Source organism: Mangrovibacter sp. MFB070 (assembly GCF_000705335.1).
GTDB classification, from domain to species: domain Bacteria; phylum Pseudomonadota; class Gammaproteobacteria; order Enterobacterales; family Enterobacteriaceae; genus Mangrovibacter; species Mangrovibacter plantisponsor.
On sequence record NZ_JJMI01000011.1, the window covers coordinates 143,924 to 161,111 of the forward strand.

The following is a 17,188-nucleotide window of genomic DNA, read 5'->3' on the forward strand; positions in this document are numbered from 1 at the left end:
ACCGAAAAATGACATAACAGTATGTTTTCAGGCAAGCATCGGTGTCCAGGGCGTCCCTAATGCATCACCCTGAGGGCCATATTCAAGTAAATAGCGGTTGATTTCCACCATGCCAGTCCAGCGATTTTCACACCACAAAGGGGCAAGCAGTGTCGGGCGCCGTGCACTGGCTGAAATACGGTGATAGACGACATCCAGCGGTGTGTGGCGAATCATTTCACTGGCAGTATGGGTATAGTCCTCAAGAGTAATCCCCGCCAGCCTGCCGGCTTGCCAGCTTTTTGCCATGATACTGCCTTTCACAATATGTAAGGGATGTAACTTAATGCCATCCACTCCGGTGCTCACCACACTTTCGAGCGTTTCCATACAATGCTGATGTTGTTCACCCGGCAACCCCACAATCAAGTGGCAACAAACTTTCAGACCGCGCTGGCGAGCCAGTTGTGCCGTTCGCTGGTAGCAGGCAAAGTCATGGCCACGATTAATGCGATGCAATGTTTTATTGTGTGCGGTCTGTAACCCTAACTCGAGCCAGACTTCATAGCCCTGAGCCGCATAACCACTCAGTAAGTCCAGCACAGCTTCCGGAACACAGTCCGGGCGGGTTCCCACACATAAACCAACAATATTCGCCTGTGCAACCGCCTGTTGGTACATATTACGCAGCACTTCCACCTCAGCCCAGGTGCTGGTGTAAGCCTGAAAATAAGCAAGATAGCGTTTTGCGCGGTTCACCAGATGCGCCTGCTCAGCAAGTTGCTCAGCGATGGAATGATATTGTTGCGCTTCATCAGCAAAAGAGGCGACGTTGCAAAACGTACATCCCCCGCGCCCTATGGTCCCATCGCGGTTTGGGCAACTGAACCCACCATGCAAAGTCAGTTTATGTACCTTTTGCCCATAGCGGCGAAAAAGATCACCACCAAACATATTGACTAAATTCTGTAACTGCATAATTCTGTTAGGCCGCCCTTAGTAAGGGCAACAGACTGCCACTTTCCTTAACCGACGGCGATGACCTGGATCAAGCGCCCCGGCCGCCTTTATTCAAATGAATAACAATTCACAATAAACGTTTTTTCACTCACTTTACTGACGATTACTTTTCCTTATGTGAATTTTATTTCTCGACAAAAATTCTTCATAAGCCAAAAACAGTTTCATCAATTACAAAAACGGCATCAACAGGTAAAAAATACTGGAAGTTTAGAAAATACCAGTGACAAATCGCATTGGCACCACAATTACACAGTGATACAGGTCACATTCCCTGTTGAGCCAGATTTAGGTAAACTGAATGTAAAAAAGTTATTTTTTAATTTAATATCATTATGTTAAGTTGTTTTTCCTTCTTTTTTGTACAAATAAGAATGCCATTTGACCTGAGTAGCGATTCTCGCTAACTTGGGAGTCCGCTGGAAGCTTTCTCGATGAGTTCTCTGCTCATCATATTTATGCAGTAATTGAGATTCCCTCTGAAGCAAGTCCTCAACACTTGTGCACCGATGTAAAACGTCGAGTCGATAAGAGGGCGACATGCGAGGCACGCATACTGAGTATGCACACCCCGTCGCCTGTCCCCTGTTACGCCTTAACGCAATCGGTCTCGGGAATCCCGTAGAGCCTGGGGAGGTTCACTGATATGTTGTACGATAAATCCCTCGAACGGGATAACTGTGGTTTCGGCCTGATCGCCCACATAGAAGGCGAACCTAGCCACAAGGTAGTGCGTACCGCAATCCACGCACTGGCCCGGATGCAGCACCGTGGCGCAATTCTTGCCGATGGTAAAACCGGCGACGGCTGCGGTTTGCTACTGCAAAAACCCGATCGCTTCTTCCGCATCGTTGCTGAAGAACGCGGATGGCGTTTGGCGAAAAACTATGCTGTTGGCATGTTATTCCTTAACCAGGACGATACGCTGGCCCAGGCAAGTCGTCAGGTAGTAGAAGAAGAATTGCAGCGGGAAACACTTTCAATTGTTGGCTGGCGCGATGTGCCGACCAACGAAGGTGTGCTCGGTGAAATCGCCCTCTCCTCTTTACCACGTATTGAGCAAATTTTTGTTAATGCTCCCGCAGGCTGGCGCCCGCGTGATATGGAACGCCGCCTGTTTGTTGCCCGTCGCCGTATTGAACAGCGCCTGCTCAACGATAAAGAATTCTACGTTTGCAGCCTGTCTAACCTGGTGAACATTTATAAAGGTCTGTGTATGCCGGCTGATTTGCCGCGTTTTTACCTGGACCTGGCTGATTTACGTCTGGAATCGGCTATTTGCCTGTTCCACCAACGTTTCTCAACTAACACCGTACCACGCTGGCCTCTGGCTCAGCCGTTCCGTTACCTGGCACACAATGGTGAAATCAATACCATTACAGGCAACCGTCAGTGGGCAAAAGCACGTACTTACAAATTTAAAACGCCACTGATCCCTGACCTGCAGGATGCCGCGCCCTTCGTTAACGAAACAGGCTCGGACTCCAGTTCACTGGATAACATGCTGGAACTGCTGCTAAGTGGCGGGATGGACATTATTCGTGCCATGCGTTTACTGGTTCCACCAGCCTGGCAGAACAACCCGAATATGGATCCTGAGTTACGTGCATTCTTTGACTTCAACTCCATGCATATGGAGCCATGGGATGGCCCGGCAGGGATCGTAATGTCTGACGGGCGTTTCGCCGCCTGTAACCTTGACCGTAACGGTCTGCGCCCGGCGCGTTATGTCATCACGACAGATAAGTTGATCACCTGTGCCTCTGAAGTAGGCATTTGGGATTATCAACCCGACGAAGTGGTAGAAAAAGGGCGTGTTGGCCCCGGCGAACTGATGGTTATCGATACACGCATCGGCCGTATCCTGCACTCAGCAGAAACCGATGATGACCTGAAAAGCCGCCATCCATATAAAGAGTGGATGGAGCGCAACGTGCGCCGTCTGGTACCGTTCGAAGATTTGCCGGATGACCAGGTCGGTGCCCGCGAATTAAGTGATGACCTGCTGGGCAGTTACCAGAAACAATTCAACTACAGCAGTGAAGAACTGGATCAGGTGATTCGCGTGTTGGGTGAAAATGGTCAGGAAGCGGTTGGCTCGATGGGTGATGACACGCCATTTGCCGTGCTGTCCAGCAAACCCCGCATTATTTATGACTATTTCCGTCAGCAATTCGCACAGGTGACCAACCCACCAATCGATCCGCTGCGTGAAGCCCATGTCATGTCACTGGCGACCAGCATTGGCCGCGAGATGAATGTCTTTTGTGAAGCGGAAGGCCAGGCACACCGCCTGAGCTTTAAGTCACCAATTCTGCTTTATTCTGATTTCCGGCAACTGACTTCGCTGGATGAAGAACATTACCGTGCGGACACGCTGGATATTACCTTTGATCCGGCCAAAGCCTCTCTGGAAGAGACTATCAAAGCGTTGTGCGACCAGGCAGAAAAAATGGTTCGTGAAGGAACCGTTTTACTGGTGCTTTCAGACAGAAATATCTCTAAAGAGCGTTTGCCCGTTCCTGCACCAATGGCTGTGGGCGCTATCCAGACTCGTCTGGTAGACCAGAGCCTGCGCTGTGATGCCAACATTATTGTGGAAACAGCCAGTGCCCGGGACCCACACCACTTTGCAGTCCTGTTAGGTTTCGGTGCCACAGCTATCTACCCTTATCTGGCCTATGAATCACTGGCGAAACTGGTTGATGGTGGCGCGCTTGAGAAAGATTACCGTACAGCGATGCTTAATTATCGCAACGGGATCAACAAAGGCCTGTACAAGATCATGTCCAAAATGGGCATTTCTACTATTGCCTCTTACCGTTGTTCAAAACTGTTTGAAGCGGTTGGCCTGCATGATGATGTTGCCAGTCAGTGCTTCCAGGGCGTGGTCAGCCGTATTGGTGGCGCCGGGTTCAGTGATTTCCAGCAAGACCTTGCTAACCTGGCCAAGCGTGCCTGGCTGGCGCGTAAACCACTGGAACAAGGCGGTTTATTGAAGTATGTCCATGGCGGCGAATACCATGCTTACAACCCGGACGTAGTTCGTACACTGCAACAGGCAGTACAGACTGGTGAATACTCAGACTACCAGGCATATGCCAAACTGGTTAATGAGCGCCCCGCAGCCACTCTGCGTGATTTACTGTCAATCACGCCGCAAGGGGAAACCGTCAATATTGAGCATGTGGAACCAGCAACCGAACTGTTCAAACGCTTTGACACTGCAGCTATGTCCATTGGTGCGCTGAGCCCTGAAGCTCACGAATCCCTGGCAGAAGCAATGAACAGTCTGGGTGGCTTCTCCAACTCCGGTGAAGGTGGTGAAGACCCGGCACGTTATGGGACCAACAAAGTTTCCCGTATTAAGCAGGTTGCCTCTGGCCGTTTTGGGGTTACTCCGGCTTACCTGGTAAATGCAGATGTTATCCAAATCAAGGTAGCGCAAGGTGCCAAGCCGGGTGAAGGCGGGCAATTACCTGGTGATAAAGTCACCCCGTATATCGCGCGTTTGCGTTACTCAGTGCCGGGTGTGACATTGATTTCACCACCACCGCACCATGATATTTATTCTATCGAAGATTTGGCTCAGCTGATTTTTGACCTGAAGCAGGTCAATCCTAAAGCGATGATTTCCGTCAAGCTGGTATCGGAACCTGGTGTGGGTACTATTGCCACCGGGGTAGCAAAAGCCTATGCAGACCTGATTACCATTGCCGGTTACGACGGTGGTACTGGCGCAAGCCCGCTTTCCTCAGTGAAATACGCTGGCTGCCCATGGGAATTAGGCCTGGTGGAAACCCAGCAGGCGTTGGTCGCGAATGGTTTGCGCCACAAAATTCGTCTGCAGGTTGACGGCGGATTAAAAACAGGCGTCGATATCGTTAAAGCCGCGATTCTGGGTGCGGAAAGCTTTGGTTTCGGTACGGGTCCTATGGTTGCCCTGGGTTGTAAATACCTGCGTATTTGCCACCTGAACAACTGTGCGACCGGTGTTGCGACTCAGGATGAGAAACTGCGCCGTAATCACTACCATGGTTTACCGTGGAAAGCGACCAATTACTTCGAGTTTATCGCCCGCGAAACCCGTGAAATTATGGCTTCTCTGGGTGTAACACGTCTGGTCGATTTGATTGGCCGTACAGACTTACTCGGCGTACTGGATGGGTTTACTGCCAAACAGCAAAAACTGGATTTATCGCGCCTGCTGGAAACAGCTGAACCATTGCCAGGAAAAGCGCTGTATTGCACAGAGCAGAACCCGCCGTTCGATAAAGGCGAGTTAAACGCCCAGTTGCTTAACCAGGCGATGCCTTATGTCGAAAATAAACAGAGCAAAACTTTCTGGTTCGATATTCGCAATACTGACCGTTCTGTTGGTGCGTCTTTGTCTGGCCATATTGCCAGCCATCATGGTGATCAGGGCCTGGCGGCAGACCCTATCGTGGCGCATTTTACCGGCACAGCAGGCCAGAGCTTCGGTGTATGGAATGCCGGTGGCGTTGAACTGCACCTGACGGGTGACGCAAACGACTATGTAGGTAAAGGTATGGCTGGCGGCTTAATTGCAATTCGCCCACCTGTGGGTTCAGCATACCGCAGCCATGAAGCCAGCATTATCGGTAACACATGCCTGTATGGTGCAACCGGTGGCCGGTTGTATGCTGCCGGGCGTGCCGGTGAACGTTTTGCAGTCCGTAACTCTGGTGCCATCACTGTTGTAGAAGGCATTGGTGATAATGGCTGTGAATATATGACTGGCGGTATCGTCTGCATTCTCGGTAAGACAGGTGTGAACTTTGGTGCCGGTATGACAGGGGGTTTCGCGTATGTTCTTGATGAAGACGGCGAGTTCCGTAAACGCGTTAACCCTGAACTGGTTGAAGTCCTGAATGTTGATGAGCTTGCCATTCACGAGGAACACCTGCGTGGCATGATTACTGAGCATGTTCAGTTTACCGGCTCTCATCGCGGTGAAGAGATTCTGGCGAACTGGCCGGTATGGTCAGCGAAATTTGCTCTGGTTAAACCGAAATCCAGTGATGTAAAAGCATTATTGGGTCACCGTAGTCGTTCCGCAGCTGAGCTGCGGGTGCAGGCGCAGTAAGAGGTCATACAATGAGTCAAAACGTTTATCAATTTATCGACCTGCAGCGCGTTGATCCGCCGAAAAAACCGCTCAAGATTCGAAAAATTGAGTTTGTAGAAATTTATGAAACCTTCTCAGAAGGCCAGGCTAAAGCACAGGCAGACCGCTGCCTGTCCTGCGGCAACCCTTACTGCGAATGGAAATGCCCGGTACATAACTACATTCCAAACTGGCTGAAGCTTGCCAATGAAGGGCGTATTGTTGAAGCAGCTGAGTTGTCGCACCAGACCAACAGCCTCCCGGAGGTATGTGGTCGCGTTTGCCCGCAGGATCGCCTGTGTGAAGGTTCCTGCACGCTGAATGATGAGTTTGGTGCTGTCACCATCGGTAATATTGAACGCTATATCAATGATAAAGCCATCGAAATGGGGTGGCGGCCAGATATGAGTGGTGTTAAACCCACTGGTAAGCGAGTTGCTATCATTGGTGCCGGCCCTGCTGGCCTGGCATGCGCCGATGTCCTGACACGTAATGGCGTGAAAGCAGTTGTCTTTGACCGCCATCCAGAAATTGGTGGGTTGCTCACTTTTGGTATCCCGGCATTCAAACTGGGCAAAGAAGTTATGAGCACTCGCCGGGAAATCTTTACCGGTATGGGTGTGGAGTTCCGTCTGAATACAGAAGTAGGCAAAGATATCCAGATGGACGATTTGCTGAACGAGTATGATGCGGTATTCCTGGGTGTCGGGACTTATCAGTCTATGCGTGGCGGGCTCGAAAATGAGGATGCCACAGGTGTGTTTGATGCACTGCCATTCCTGATAGCCAACACACGTAAACTGATGGGCTTTGAGGAAGACGCGGAACAGCCTTACGTTAACCTGCAAAGTAAGCGTGTAGTGGTTCTTGGTGGTGGGGACACTGCAATGGACTGTGTACGTACCTCTGTTCGCCAGAGTGCCACACATGTTACCTGTGCTTATCGCCGCGATGAAGAAAACATGCCAGGTTCCAAACGCGAAGTTAAAAATGCGCGTGAAGAAGGTGTTGAATTCCAGTTCAATGTTCAGCCATTAGGTATTGAAGTCAATGGCAACGGCAAAGTAAGCGGCGTGAAAATGGCGCGCACAGAAATGGGTGAGCCGGATGCCAAAGGGCGCCGTCGTGCTGAAATCGTCGCAGGCTCTGAACATGTGGTTCCGGCTGATGCCGTCATCATGGCATTTGGTTTCCGCCCGCACCGTATGGAATGGCTGGAAAAACACAGCGTAGAACTGGATAACCAGGGGCGCATTCTGGCACCAGAACACACGGATAACCCTTACCAAACAACCAACCCGAAAATCTTTGCCGGCGGTGATGCTGTGCGGGGTTCCGACCTGGTTGTTACTGCGATTGCAGAAGGCCGTAAAGCCGCAGATGGCATTATGAACTTCCTGGAAGTGTAACGAACACGGCAACAAATGAGCATTAGCTCATCCGTCAAAGCCAGTCAGTCCACGCTGACTGGCTTTTTTTACGTTGGTGGGCAGGGAACGACAGGCGTAAAAAAACCGGGGTAACGTCCCCGGTTTTCACTATTAACCAATCAGTATGGTTACTTCACAACCCGTAATGCCGGGCGGCCACCTCGTGGTGGTGGTGGATCGTTGTCCGGGTTATCACTTTCTGCCGGGGTATCAGGTTTATCGCCATCAATCACTGACATCATGGTGTTATCGGGTGATTCACCCTCAGACTCTGCAACCTGTGCGGCGTTTTCGTCATCCTGCTCGTAGGCAGGTTCAGGCTCAAACATCGTGCCTGCGCCATTTTCCCGGGCATAGATGGCCAAAACAGCAGACATAGGTACGGAAACCGTACGAGGAATGCCACCAAAACGGGCATTAAACTGCACCTCATCGTTCCCTAACTCCAGGTTACCGACAGCACGAGGCGCAATATTAAGCACGATTTGTCCGTCCCGGGCATATTCCATGGGTACGTTCACACCCGGCAGCGTCACATCTACTACCAGGTGCGGCGTCAACTGGTTATCCAGCAACCAGTCATAAAAAGCACGCAGCAGATATGGACGGCGAGGTGACAACTGAGACATTTCCATTGGTATTAGCCCCGGGTGTGCAGGCGAATTTCACGCTCTGCTTCCGTCAAAGAAGCCAGGAATGCATCGCGCTCAAAGACACGGGTCATATAACCTTTCAGTTCTTTAGCACCAGCACCGGCAATCTCAATGCCCATCAGTGGCAAACGCCACAGCAGCGGAGCTAAATAGCAATCGACCAGGCTGAACTCATCGCTCAGGAAGTAAGGCTTCTGACCAAACACAGGTGCAATAGCCATTAACTCTTCACGCAACTGTTTACGTGCAGTTTCTACGTCCCCGGTGCCAGCCATGATGATGTTCATCAGGCTATACCAGTCCTTTTCAATACGGTGCATATACAGGCGGCTTTCGCCACGTGCAACCGGGTAAACCGGCATTAGCGGTGGGTGCGGGAAACGCTCATCCAGATATTCCATGATGATACGGGATTCCCACAGCGTCAGTTCACGATCAACCAGAGTAGGAACACTTTGATTCGGGTTGAGGTCAATCAGATCCTGAGGCAGATCATCCGTTTCCACATTCTCGATTTCGAAACTTACACCTTTTTCCGCCAGGACAATACGCACCTGATGGCTATAGATGTCAGTAGGACCGGAAAACAGCGTCATCACCGAACGTTTGTTGGCAGCGACAGCCATGAAAACCTCCAAGTATATTCAGAAAATTACTGCCACTAACCGCTACAGCGGAGCGGCCAGCCAGATTATGGGCGCCCTGAGTCTGTTGTTGTAGTCACTTGCACCAGGCAATCCGGCTAAAACATAAACAGATACCAGCTTTGGGGCATAAAATTGGATGATAGTTTACCAGATTTTGTTGTACTTGTGGTGAAGGGCTGTGGGAATTAACAGAAAAACACACTTGCCAGGCAGGTAACTACAGCATTGTACAGATATAAAAAAACCCGGCCAGGCCGGGTTTTTTCGCCAATGCAATCTGCTGAGCAGAGAGCAATTAACGTTTGGAGAACTGCGGACGACGACGTGCTTTGCGCAGACCAACTTTTTTACGTTCAACCTGACGAGCATCACGAGTGACGAAGCCAGCTTTACGCAGTTCAGAGCGCAGAGACTCATCGTACTCCATCAGAGCGCGGGTGATACCGTGACGGATTGCACCTGCCTGACCGGAGATACCACCACCTTTAACGGTGATGTACAGATCCAGTTTCTCAACCATGTCGACCAGTTCCAGCGGCTGACGAACTACCATGCGGGCAGTTTCACGGCCAAAGTACTGTTCCAGAGAACGTTGGTTGATAACGATTTTACCGTTGCCCGGTTTGATAAACACACGAGCGGCGGAGCTTTTGCGGCGACCAGTGCCGTAGTATTGATTTTCAGCCATTGCCTGATATCCCGATTAAATGTCCAGAACTTGCGGTTGCTGCGCCGCGTGGTTGTGCTCGTTACCTGCGTAAACTTTCAGTTTACGGTACATAGCACGGCCCAACGGGCCTTTCGGCAACATGCCTTTAACCGCGATTTCAATCACACGCTCAGGACGGCGGGCAATCATTTCTTCGAAGGTCGCTTCTTTGATACCACCGATGTGGCCGGTGTGGTGGTAGTACATTTTGTCAGAACGCTTGTTGCCGGTAACAGCAACTTTATCTGCATTCAGAACGATGATGTAATCACCAGTATCAACGTGCGGAGTGTATTCCGCTTTATGCTTACCGCGCAGGCGACGAGCCAGTTCGGTAGCCAGACGGCCCAGGGTTTTACCGGTCGCGTCGACAACATACCAGTCGCGTTTTACGGTTTCTGGTTTAGCTGTAAAAGTTTTCATTAAAAGCTTACCCAATAAATAGTTACACGTTGGTGAACACCCAAACGCTTAAAATCAGTTGAGGTTCACACGACATTGTCCAGTAAACCTACCCCCTCGGATAGTTTTCACCGGCACTCTAAAGTTTCGGGAAAAAAACTTTGTTGTAACGTGGGGTCGCAAGATTATAGAGAAGTCACTAGTAAAGATCGACCCTTTTTTCTGATTTTCAGCAGCAGTGCGCAAGGGTCATGGCCGGTGCGGTGCCTGCAAATAAGCTTCACTTTGCATTTCCTGTAACCGGGACAGGCAACGCTGGAATTCAAACTTCAGGTGTTCGCCCTGATAAATCTCGAACAAAGGCACTTGCGCAAGAACCACCAGCTTCACCTGGCGTTCATAAAATTCGTCCACCAGTGCAATAAAACGCCGGGCGGCATTCTCAACACGCGTGTCCATAACGGGTACGTTGTACAGCATCACGGTATGAAACAGGTGTGACAGCGCGATGTAGTCATGCTGGCTGCGTGCGTCCACACACAACGTATCAAACGTCACAGCCAGCGTCTGATTAGCACTGCCAAGCGTCGCCAGTGAACGATGGTTTACTTCCAGTACTTCACCCTGCCCATCGTGCCATGGTGAACCTGAAAGCGTTTGAAATAATTGCCCCATGCGCTCCTGGTTAGCTGCATTACAAGGCGAAAGCCATAAATGTGCCTGTGTTAACGCACGCAGGCGGTAATCCACTCCGGCATCCACATTCATCACATCGCAGTGAGCCTGAATTGCAGCAATGGCAGGCAAAAACCGCGAGCGCTGTAATCCATTGTGATACAGATTCTCTGGCGGAATATTCGACGTTGCCACCAGCGTAATCCCCCGGGAAAACAGAGCCTGCATCAACCCGCCCAGCAGCATCGCATCGGTAATATCAGAAACAAAGAATTCATCAAAGCAAAGCAGGTCTGCCTGGGCTTTGAAGCTGTCGGCCACAATTTCCAGCGGATCGCTGTGCCCCTGCAACCGGGTTAGTTCTTCATGGACACGCAGCATAAAACGGTGAAAATGCAGCCGCAGCTTTCTTTCACCCGGAATACTCTGGAAAAACATATCCATAAGCCAGGTTTTCCCACGCCCTACGCCACCCCACATATAAAGGCCTGTTACAGGCTGTGGGGTGTCTGGCTGGCGATTAAACCAGCGGGAAATCTTTCCTGTCAGGCCTTTTGGCTCAGCATGAGGAGCCGCCTGCCGTGCGATCAATGCCTGGTAAATAGCGTCCAGACGCGTAATTGCATCGCGCTGAACATTGTCAGGCTGAAACTGCCCATCGCGAAGCGCCAATTCATACCGCGATGCCGGAGAGAGGGTTTGCATGGTGTTATTCTTACTTCCTTAGCAATCTAATTAACGAGTTGCCATTACTCTTTTGTCTAAAAAAAGGCCGTTCTACACTACGCGATACACCAGCAGGATTCCACTTCTCATGAATTAACGGTTATAGTGGCAGTTATAAAGCGATGGCACGGACATAACAGAAGGTAAGCCTCGCAGTTAACCCTACGACCAAACAATAAATGGGAGATGTTCATGACCTGGGAATACGCGCTAATTGGGTTAGTCGTCGGTATCATTATTGGCGCCGTCGCGATGCGTTTTGGCAACCGTAAGCTTCGCCAGCAGCAGGCATTACAGTATGAGCTGGAGAAAAATAAAGCAGAACTGGAAGAATACCGGGAAGAGCTGGTAAGCCATTTTGCCCAAAGTGCCGAATTACTGGATAACATGGCGCGTGATTACCGCCAGCTGTACCAGCATATGGCGAAAAGCTCTTCCAGCCTGTTACCAGAAATGAGCGATGAAACTAACCCGTTCCGCAATCGGCTGGAAGATTCAGAAGCCAACAACGACCAGGCGCCGGTGCAAATACCGCGAGATTACTCTGAAGGCGCATCCGGGCTTCTGCGCAACGAAAAAGTAAAACGCAGCTAACGCCTGGTAAACGACAGGGTGCTTCGGCACCCTATTTTTTTGCGTGGTTGCGGCTACACGTTATACAAGTTGTTCATTCCTGGTATATTCAATACTATCAATCCACTCAGGATAGCTGTTTTCAAGCAAGTCAATGGGAGCCTGTATTAATGAAAAAAACAACTCCACTTTTTTGTGCTGTCGCATTAGCGCTTGGCATCGGATTGTCTGTTCCTGCAGCTTCACTGGCCGCCCTGCCTTCACAGGTTCCTGGGCAACCTGCCATTCCAAGCCTTGCACCAATGCTTGAAAAAGTGCTTCCGGCTGTTGTCAGCATTCAGGTGGAAGGCAGCGCCGTAGAGAGCCAACAAATTCCTGATGAACTGAAAAAATTCTTTGGTGATGACGGTTCAGACCCACAAGCCCAGCCATTTGAAGGTTTAGGCTCCGGTGTGATTATCGATGCAGCAAAAGGTTATGTTCTTACCAATAACCACGTTATTGAGCATGCAGATAAAATCAGTGTCCAGTTAAACGATGGCCGTACGTTCGATGCCAAACTGATTGGCAGCGATTCGCAGAGTGATATCGCCGTTGTGCAAATTCAGCATCCCGAAAAGCTCACTCAAATTAAAATTGCTGATTCCGACGCGTTGCAAGTGGGGGATTTCGCCGTTGCCGTGGGTAACCCTTTCGGTCTGGGGCAAACAGTGACCTCCGGCATTATTTCCGCACTGGGGCGCAGTGGGCTGAATATTGAAGGGCTGGAAAACTTCATTCAAACAGATGCTTCAATTAACCGCGGTAACTCGGGTGGTGCACTGCTTAACCTGAAGGGTGAACTGATAGGGATTAACACGGCAATCCTTGCTCCGGGTGGCGGCAGTATCGGTATTGGTTTCGCTATTCCGGGCAATATGGCTATCACGCTGGCAACCCAGCTTATTCACTCCGGGGAAATTCAGCGTGGGTTACTGGGGATTCGTGGTACGGAGCTGAATGGAGATCTGGCTAAAGCCTTCAATCTGAACATCCAGCGGGGTGCGTTCGTAAACGAAGTACTACCAGGTTCTGGTTCAGCCAAAGCGGGAATCAAAGCAGGCGACGTGATAACCAGCCTGAATGGTAAACCGCTCAACAGTTTTGCTGAACTGCGGGCAAAAATTGCTACAACTGAGCCCGGAACCAAAGTAAAACTGGGGCTGCTGCGTGCTGGTAAAGCACTTTCAGTCGAGGTCGTTCTCGATAAGAGCACCGCATCTTCTGCCAGTGCTGAACTAATATCACCCGCACTACAGGGTGCAACACTCAGTGATGGTCAGTTGAAAGACGGAACCAAGGGTGTACATATTGATGCGGTAGATAAAGGTAGTGCAGCTGCAAGAGCCGGGCTGAATAAAGATGATTTAATCGTCGGTGTTAACCGTGAACGTGTTCATTCCATCGCTGAAATGCGCAAGATAATGGAAAATAAACCATCGGTTATTGCGTTGAATATCTTACGTGGTGATACCAATCTTTATCTGCTTTTGCGCTAAGTAACATAATTACCAGCCTCCGCAATGCGGTGGCTGGTAAACTCATGGTATGCTCCCTTCCTGTTTACTCCATTAATCACAATATACATCCATGATTCTGAAGCTATTGCGGTCAGCACTAATTGGTTTATTTGTCGGTGGCATTCTGGTGCTCGCTGTGCCTTCGCTGCGCACAATGGTGCCTGCATCGGTGAGTAAGTTCACCAGTGCAGATGAATCACCGGTTAGTTATAACCAGGCTGTACGCCGGGCAGCACCGGCTGTGGTTAACGTTTACAACCGCAGTAGTAATGGTAGTACCCATAACCAGTTGGAAATCCGCACCCTCGGTTCCGGGGTCATAATGGATGCCAGAGGGTATATCCTTACCAATAAGCACGTTATTAATAATGCAGACCAAATCATCGTTGCCTTGCAGGATGGCAGGGTCTTCGAGGCATTATTAGTTGGGTCTGACAGCCTGACTGATTTGGCTGTACTAAAAATTAACGCCACAAATCTGCCTGTTATTCCCATTAACCCACACAGAGTGCCACATATTGGCGATGTTGTGCTGGCGATTGGCAACCCTTATAACCTGGGGCAGACCATTACTCAGGGTATCATTAGTGCGACCGGGCGAATTGGTCTTAACCCGAGTGGCAGGCAAAATTTTCTGCAAACCGATGCATCGATTAACCATGGTAACTCGGGGGGCGCACTGGTTAATTCACTGGGTGAGCTGATGGGGATCAATACGCTCTCATTCGATAAAAGTAATGACGGCGAGACACCTGAGGGCCTGGGGTTTGCCATCCCTACTCGCCTTGCAACCCGCATCATGGATAAGCTGATTCGTGATGGGCGGGTAATTCGTGGCTATATAGGTATCACCGGTCGAGAAGTGATGCCCATGCATACAGCTGCAACATCCGGTCTGGACCAGATACAAGGTATTGTCGTGAGTGACGTGGCGCCAGACGGGCCTGCGGCAAAAGCAGGTATCCAAATCAACGATGTGATTTTATCGGTAAACCATAAGCCTGCGCTTTCTGCTCTGGAGGCCATGGATCAGGTGGCTGAAATCCGCCCAGGTTCAGTCATCCCGGTTGAAATTATGCGTGGTGAACAGAAAATGACGTTGATGGTGACAGTCCAGGAATACCCGGCAACAAACTGATAAAAAACAAACATGGGCCGGGAGACGGCCCATGTGGTTATGTTAGCGGTTTACAAAATCCACGCCCAGCTCAATATCTTTCTTCAGCGTGTCAATTAACCCTTCCAGCGCTTGTTTTTCAAACGCACTTAAAACCCCAGGGGACTGGCGCTCTACAATGCCATTTTTGCCAAGCAACAGTGGCTGAGCAAAGAAACGAGCATATTCGCCATCACCTTCTACGTAGGCACATTCAACAACACCGGCTTCACCTTCCATTGCCCGTACCAGTGACAGGCAGAAACGTGCAGCAGCAAGGCCCATAGAGAGAGTTGCTGAACCGCCACCTGCCTTGGCTTCAACCACCTCAGTCCCCGCATTCTGGATGCGAGTTGTCAGTGCCGAAACTTCATCATCCGTAAAGCTGACACCTGGAACATGAGAAAGTAACGGAAGAATGGTGACACCAGAATGACCACCAATAACAGGAACATTCACATCCGTTGCGCTTTTACCCTTGAGCTCAGCAACAAATGTATTGGAACGAATAATATCCAGTGTACTGACACCAAACAGCTTATCTTTGTTATAAACACCCGCTTTCTTAAGCACTTCAGCCGCAATCGCAACTGTAGTGTTAACCGGGTTAGTAATAACGCCAATACATGCGGTTGGGCATGTTTTCGCTATTTGCTGCACTAAGTTCTTCACAATCCCGGCATTCACATTGAACAGATCGGAACGATCCATGCCAGGTTTCCGGGCAACACCCGCGGAAATTAATACAATATCAGCGCCTTCCAGAGCGGGCGTTGCATCCTCACCAGCAAAACCTGTGATTTTCACATCGGTAGGAATATGGCTTAAATCAACTGCCACCCCCGGGGTTACCGGAGCAATATCATACAAAGTCAGCTCTGAACCAGAAGGCAGTTGGGTCTTAAGCAGAAGGGCTAGCGCCTGGCCGATACCACCTGCCGCGCCGAGGACTGCAACTTTCATCCTAAACTCCTTATTATGGTTAGCAATAAGTGCCTTAACTCCATAGGGGTTGCGACCATAATCCAGAGATGAAGTAAATACAATCTTCACGCCGCCAGTTTACTAAGTATTACGGTGTTTTGTTTACTCCGTATACTTTTCCGGGGTGGACAGTAAGTCACTTCCTAAACAGGCACTCCAATACTGGTTTTCTTAACTTGCTGAATGAATCAAAACAACATCATTTTGATAACATTTACTTTACCTTATAGCGCATATTTAAGACGTGATGCAGGTATATTTCTGGATAACATTTTTTGATAGAATCCGCGGCTTTCATCAATTTAATTCAGTTGCCGGGATACATTTGCATAAAAATTCAGTTAATTGCATAATGATGCCACTTATTGGCCTGAATGAAGGTAAATTATGCGAGCCTCTGCTAAACAAGAAGAATTAGTAAAAGCTTTTAAGGCGCTTCTCAAAGAAGAGAAATTTAGCTCTCAGGGAGAGATCGTTCAGGCTCTCCAGGAGCAAGGCTTTGAAAACATCAACCAGTCGAAAGTTTCCCGTATGCTGACCAAGTTCGGCGCTGTACGAACACGTAATGCAAAAATGGAAATGGTCTACTGTTTACCAGCAGAACTTGGGGTACCGACAACGTCCAGTCCACTCAAAAATCTGGTACTGGATATCGACTACAACGATGCCGTGGTAGTGATTCACACGAGCCCCGGTGCAGCTCAGTTAATTGCCCGCCTGCTTGATTCTCTTGGTAAAGCTGAAGGGATTTTGGGCACCATTGCTGGTGACGACACGATTTTCACGACGCCAGCCAGTAACTTCACAGTGAAAGAGCTCTACGACGCGATTCTGATGCTCTTCGAACAAGAACTCTGAATCCCACTGTATGGGTTTGCGCCCCCAGGGCTCCATTCCTGAGACACGTAAACCCACTCAGCTTCTTCCTGCCATGGCCTTCTTTTCCGCTCTTTTGCCGTTTATGGCTTGTCCACCAGACAATTCCCATGCATTAAACCGCATCAATAATCAAATATTCATATCCAGTTGATTTTTATTATATTTAAAAAACAAAACCTGATTAAAAACACGTTTTTATGAATTAATGATCTAAAAAGATTTTCTTATACAATAAATATTCATTATGAAATAATTAGCCTGTTATCTTTTTTGTAGAGGCAGACTATACTGTTTTTTGTGACGCTGCTCACGAATAATGAGCAACACAAAAAAGATAACAGAGGTACCTGATATGAACATGACAAAAACTCTTACTACAGCCAGTCTGCTTTCCATGTTGTCGTTTGGCGCTTTTGCCGCAACGCAAATCAATGATGAGCAGGCAGAATCACGCCAGCCAATCGGTACAATCAGTGTCGACGGCGTTGCCAGTTCACCAATGGATATGAACCAGATGCTGAATAAGAAAGCCACTGAACAAGGCGCTTCCGCTTACCATATTATTGAAGCGCGTTCAGGCGACAGTTGGCATGCAACGGCGGAGTTATACAAATAGATTGTAACTGTCAGGGAACTGACAGCCCCATCCTGGCGTGATTGATAAAAGA

14 protein-coding genes are annotated in these 17,188 nt (G+C 49.4%); 7 read left to right on the top strand and 7 right to left on the bottom strand.

The genetic code is table 11. The features are described from left to right. Positions 1-27: 27 nt before the first annotated feature. Positions 28-957 carry a TIGR01212 family radical SAM protein gene (locus tag DT73_RS05240; RefSeq protein WP_036104952.1) on the bottom strand — a complete coding sequence of 310 codons (930 nt, stop codon included), beginning with the start codon at positions 955-957 and terminating at the stop codon, positions 28-30. A gap of 688 nt (positions 958-1,645) precedes the next feature. On the opposite strand from DT73_RS05240, the gene gltB reads away from it, so the two are divergent. Then, the gene (gene gltB, locus DT73_RS05245) at positions 1,646-6,106 is read left to right on the top strand and encodes a glutamate synthase large subunit (RefSeq protein WP_152552487.1); all 4,461 of its coding nucleotides are present in this window, start codon (positions 1,646-1,648) and stop codon (positions 6,104-6,106) included. Between the two features lie 11 nt (positions 6,107-6,117). Then, a complete protein-coding gene (locus DT73_RS05250) occupies positions 6,118-7,536 on the top strand; it encodes a glutamate synthase small subunit (RefSeq protein ID WP_036104955.1) in 1,419 nt (472 codons plus the stop codon). A 149-nt stretch (positions 7,537-7,685) separates the two neighbouring features. Here DT73_RS05250 and sspB read toward each other — a convergent pair whose 3' ends face one another. The 5 genes from sspB to zapE form a co-directional block, all read right to left on the bottom strand. Next, a complete protein-coding gene (gene sspB, locus DT73_RS05255; RefSeq protein ID WP_036104958.1) occupies positions 7,686-8,192 on the bottom strand; it encodes a ClpXP protease specificity-enhancing factor in 507 nt (168 codons plus the stop codon). Positions 8,193-8,197: 5 nt separating this feature from the next. After that, complete coding sequence (gene sspA / locus DT73_RS05260; protein ID WP_036104961.1) at positions 8,198-8,836, bottom strand: stringent starvation protein SspA; 639 nt, start codon at positions 8,834-8,836, stop codon at positions 8,198-8,200. A gap of 316 nt (positions 8,837-9,152) precedes the next feature. Continuing rightward, on the bottom strand, positions 9,153-9,545 hold the full coding sequence (rpsI, locus tag DT73_RS05265) for a 30S ribosomal protein S9 (protein ID WP_000829818.1): 393 nt from the start codon (positions 9,543-9,545) through the stop codon (positions 9,153-9,155). Positions 9,546-9,560: 15 nt separating this feature from the next. Beyond that, positions 9,561-9,989, bottom strand: coding sequence for a 50S ribosomal protein L13 (rplM, locus tag DT73_RS05270; protein WP_036104968.1), 429 nt, complete (start codon positions 9,987-9,989; stop codon positions 9,561-9,563). Positions 9,990-10,217: 228 nt separating this feature from the next. Then, positions 10,218-11,348 (bottom strand): cell division protein ZapE, encoded by a 1,131-nt coding sequence (gene zapE / locus DT73_RS05275; protein ID WP_036104970.1) that lies wholly within the window; start codon positions 11,346-11,348, stop codon positions 10,218-10,220. A gap of 213 nt (positions 11,349-11,561) precedes the next feature. On the opposite strand from zapE, the gene zapG reads away from it, so the two are divergent. The 3 genes from zapG (at position 11,562) to degS (ending at position 14,639) form a co-directional block, all read left to right on the top strand. Continuing rightward, positions 11,562-11,963, top strand: coding sequence for a Z-ring associated protein ZapG (gene zapG, locus DT73_RS05280; RefSeq protein WP_036104973.1), 402 nt, complete (start codon positions 11,562-11,564; stop codon positions 11,961-11,963). A gap of 149 nt (positions 11,964-12,112) precedes the next feature. Then, positions 12,113-13,480 carry a serine endoprotease DegQ gene (gene degQ, locus DT73_RS05285; protein WP_036104975.1) on the top strand — a complete coding sequence of 456 codons (1,368 nt, stop codon included), beginning with the start codon at positions 12,113-12,115 and terminating at the stop codon, positions 13,478-13,480. A gap of 91 nt (positions 13,481-13,571) precedes the next feature. Continuing rightward, positions 13,572-14,639: an outer membrane-stress sensor serine endopeptidase DegS gene (gene degS / locus DT73_RS05290; RefSeq protein WP_036104978.1), complete on the top strand. Its 1,068-nt coding sequence runs from the start codon at positions 13,572-13,574 to the stop codon at positions 14,637-14,639. A 42-nt stretch (positions 14,640-14,681) separates the two neighbouring features. On the opposite strand, the gene mdh is transcribed toward degS, so the two are convergent. Beyond that, the gene (gene mdh, locus DT73_RS05295; protein ID WP_036104979.1) at positions 14,682-15,620 is read right to left on the bottom strand and encodes a malate dehydrogenase; all 939 of its coding nucleotides are present in this window, start codon (positions 15,618-15,620) and stop codon (positions 14,682-14,684) included. Positions 15,621-16,028: 408 nt separating this feature from the next. On the opposite strand from mdh, the gene argR reads away from it, so the two are divergent. Beyond that, complete coding sequence (gene argR, locus DT73_RS05300; RefSeq protein WP_036104981.1) at positions 16,029-16,499, top strand: transcriptional regulator ArgR; 471 nt, start codon at positions 16,029-16,031, stop codon at positions 16,497-16,499. A 373-nt stretch (positions 16,500-16,872) separates the two neighbouring features. After that, positions 16,873-17,136 (top strand): peroxide/acid stress response protein YhcN, encoded by a 264-nt coding sequence (gene yhcN, locus DT73_RS05305; protein ID WP_036104984.1) that lies wholly within the window; start codon positions 16,873-16,875, stop codon positions 17,134-17,136. Positions 17,137-17,188 lie beyond the last annotated feature (52 nt).

What these genes read in the sequence shown, in the direction of transcription:
- DT73_RS05240 (WP_036104952.1), bottom strand. Translation starts at nt 957, where the DNA reads ATGCAGTTACAGAATTTAGTCAATATGTTTGGTGGTGATCTTTTTCGC.
- gltB (WP_152552487.1), top strand. Translation starts at nt 1,646, where the DNA reads ATGTTGTACGATAAATCCCTCGAACGGGATAACTGTGGTTTCGGCCTG.
- DT73_RS05250 (WP_036104955.1), top strand. Translation starts at nt 6,118, where the DNA reads ATGAGTCAAAACGTTTATCAATTTATCGACCTGCAGCGCGTTGATCCG.
- sspB (WP_036104958.1), bottom strand. Translation starts at nt 8,192, where the DNA reads ATGGAAATGTCTCAGTTGTCACCTCGCCGTCCATATCTGCTGCGTGCT.
- sspA (WP_036104961.1), bottom strand. Translation starts at nt 8,836, where the DNA reads ATGGCTGTCGCTGCCAACAAACGTTCGGTGATGACGCTGTTTTCCGGT.
- rpsI (WP_000829818.1), bottom strand. Translation starts at nt 9,545, where the DNA reads ATGGCTGAAAATCAATACTACGGCACTGGTCGCCGCAAAAGCTCCGCC.
- rplM (WP_036104968.1), bottom strand. Translation starts at nt 9,989, where the DNA reads ATGAAAACTTTTACAGCTAAACCAGAAACCGTAAAACGCGACTGGTAT.
- zapE (WP_036104970.1), bottom strand. Translation starts at nt 11,348, where the DNA reads ATGCAAACCCTCTCTCCGGCATCGCGGTATGAATTGGCGCTTCGCGAT.
- zapG (WP_036104973.1), top strand. Translation starts at nt 11,562, where the DNA reads ATGACCTGGGAATACGCGCTAATTGGGTTAGTCGTCGGTATCATTATT.
- degQ (WP_036104975.1), top strand. Translation starts at nt 12,113, where the DNA reads ATGAAAAAAACAACTCCACTTTTTTGTGCTGTCGCATTAGCGCTTGGC.
- degS (WP_036104978.1), top strand. Translation starts at nt 13,572, where the DNA reads ATGATTCTGAAGCTATTGCGGTCAGCACTAATTGGTTTATTTGTCGGT.
- mdh (WP_036104979.1), bottom strand. Translation starts at nt 15,620, where the DNA reads ATGAAAGTTGCAGTCCTCGGCGCGGCAGGTGGTATCGGCCAGGCGCTA.
- argR (WP_036104981.1), top strand. Translation starts at nt 16,029, where the DNA reads ATGCGAGCCTCTGCTAAACAAGAAGAATTAGTAAAAGCTTTTAAGGCG.
- yhcN (WP_036104984.1), top strand. Translation starts at nt 16,873, where the DNA reads ATGAACATGACAAAAACTCTTACTACAGCCAGTCTGCTTTCCATGTTG.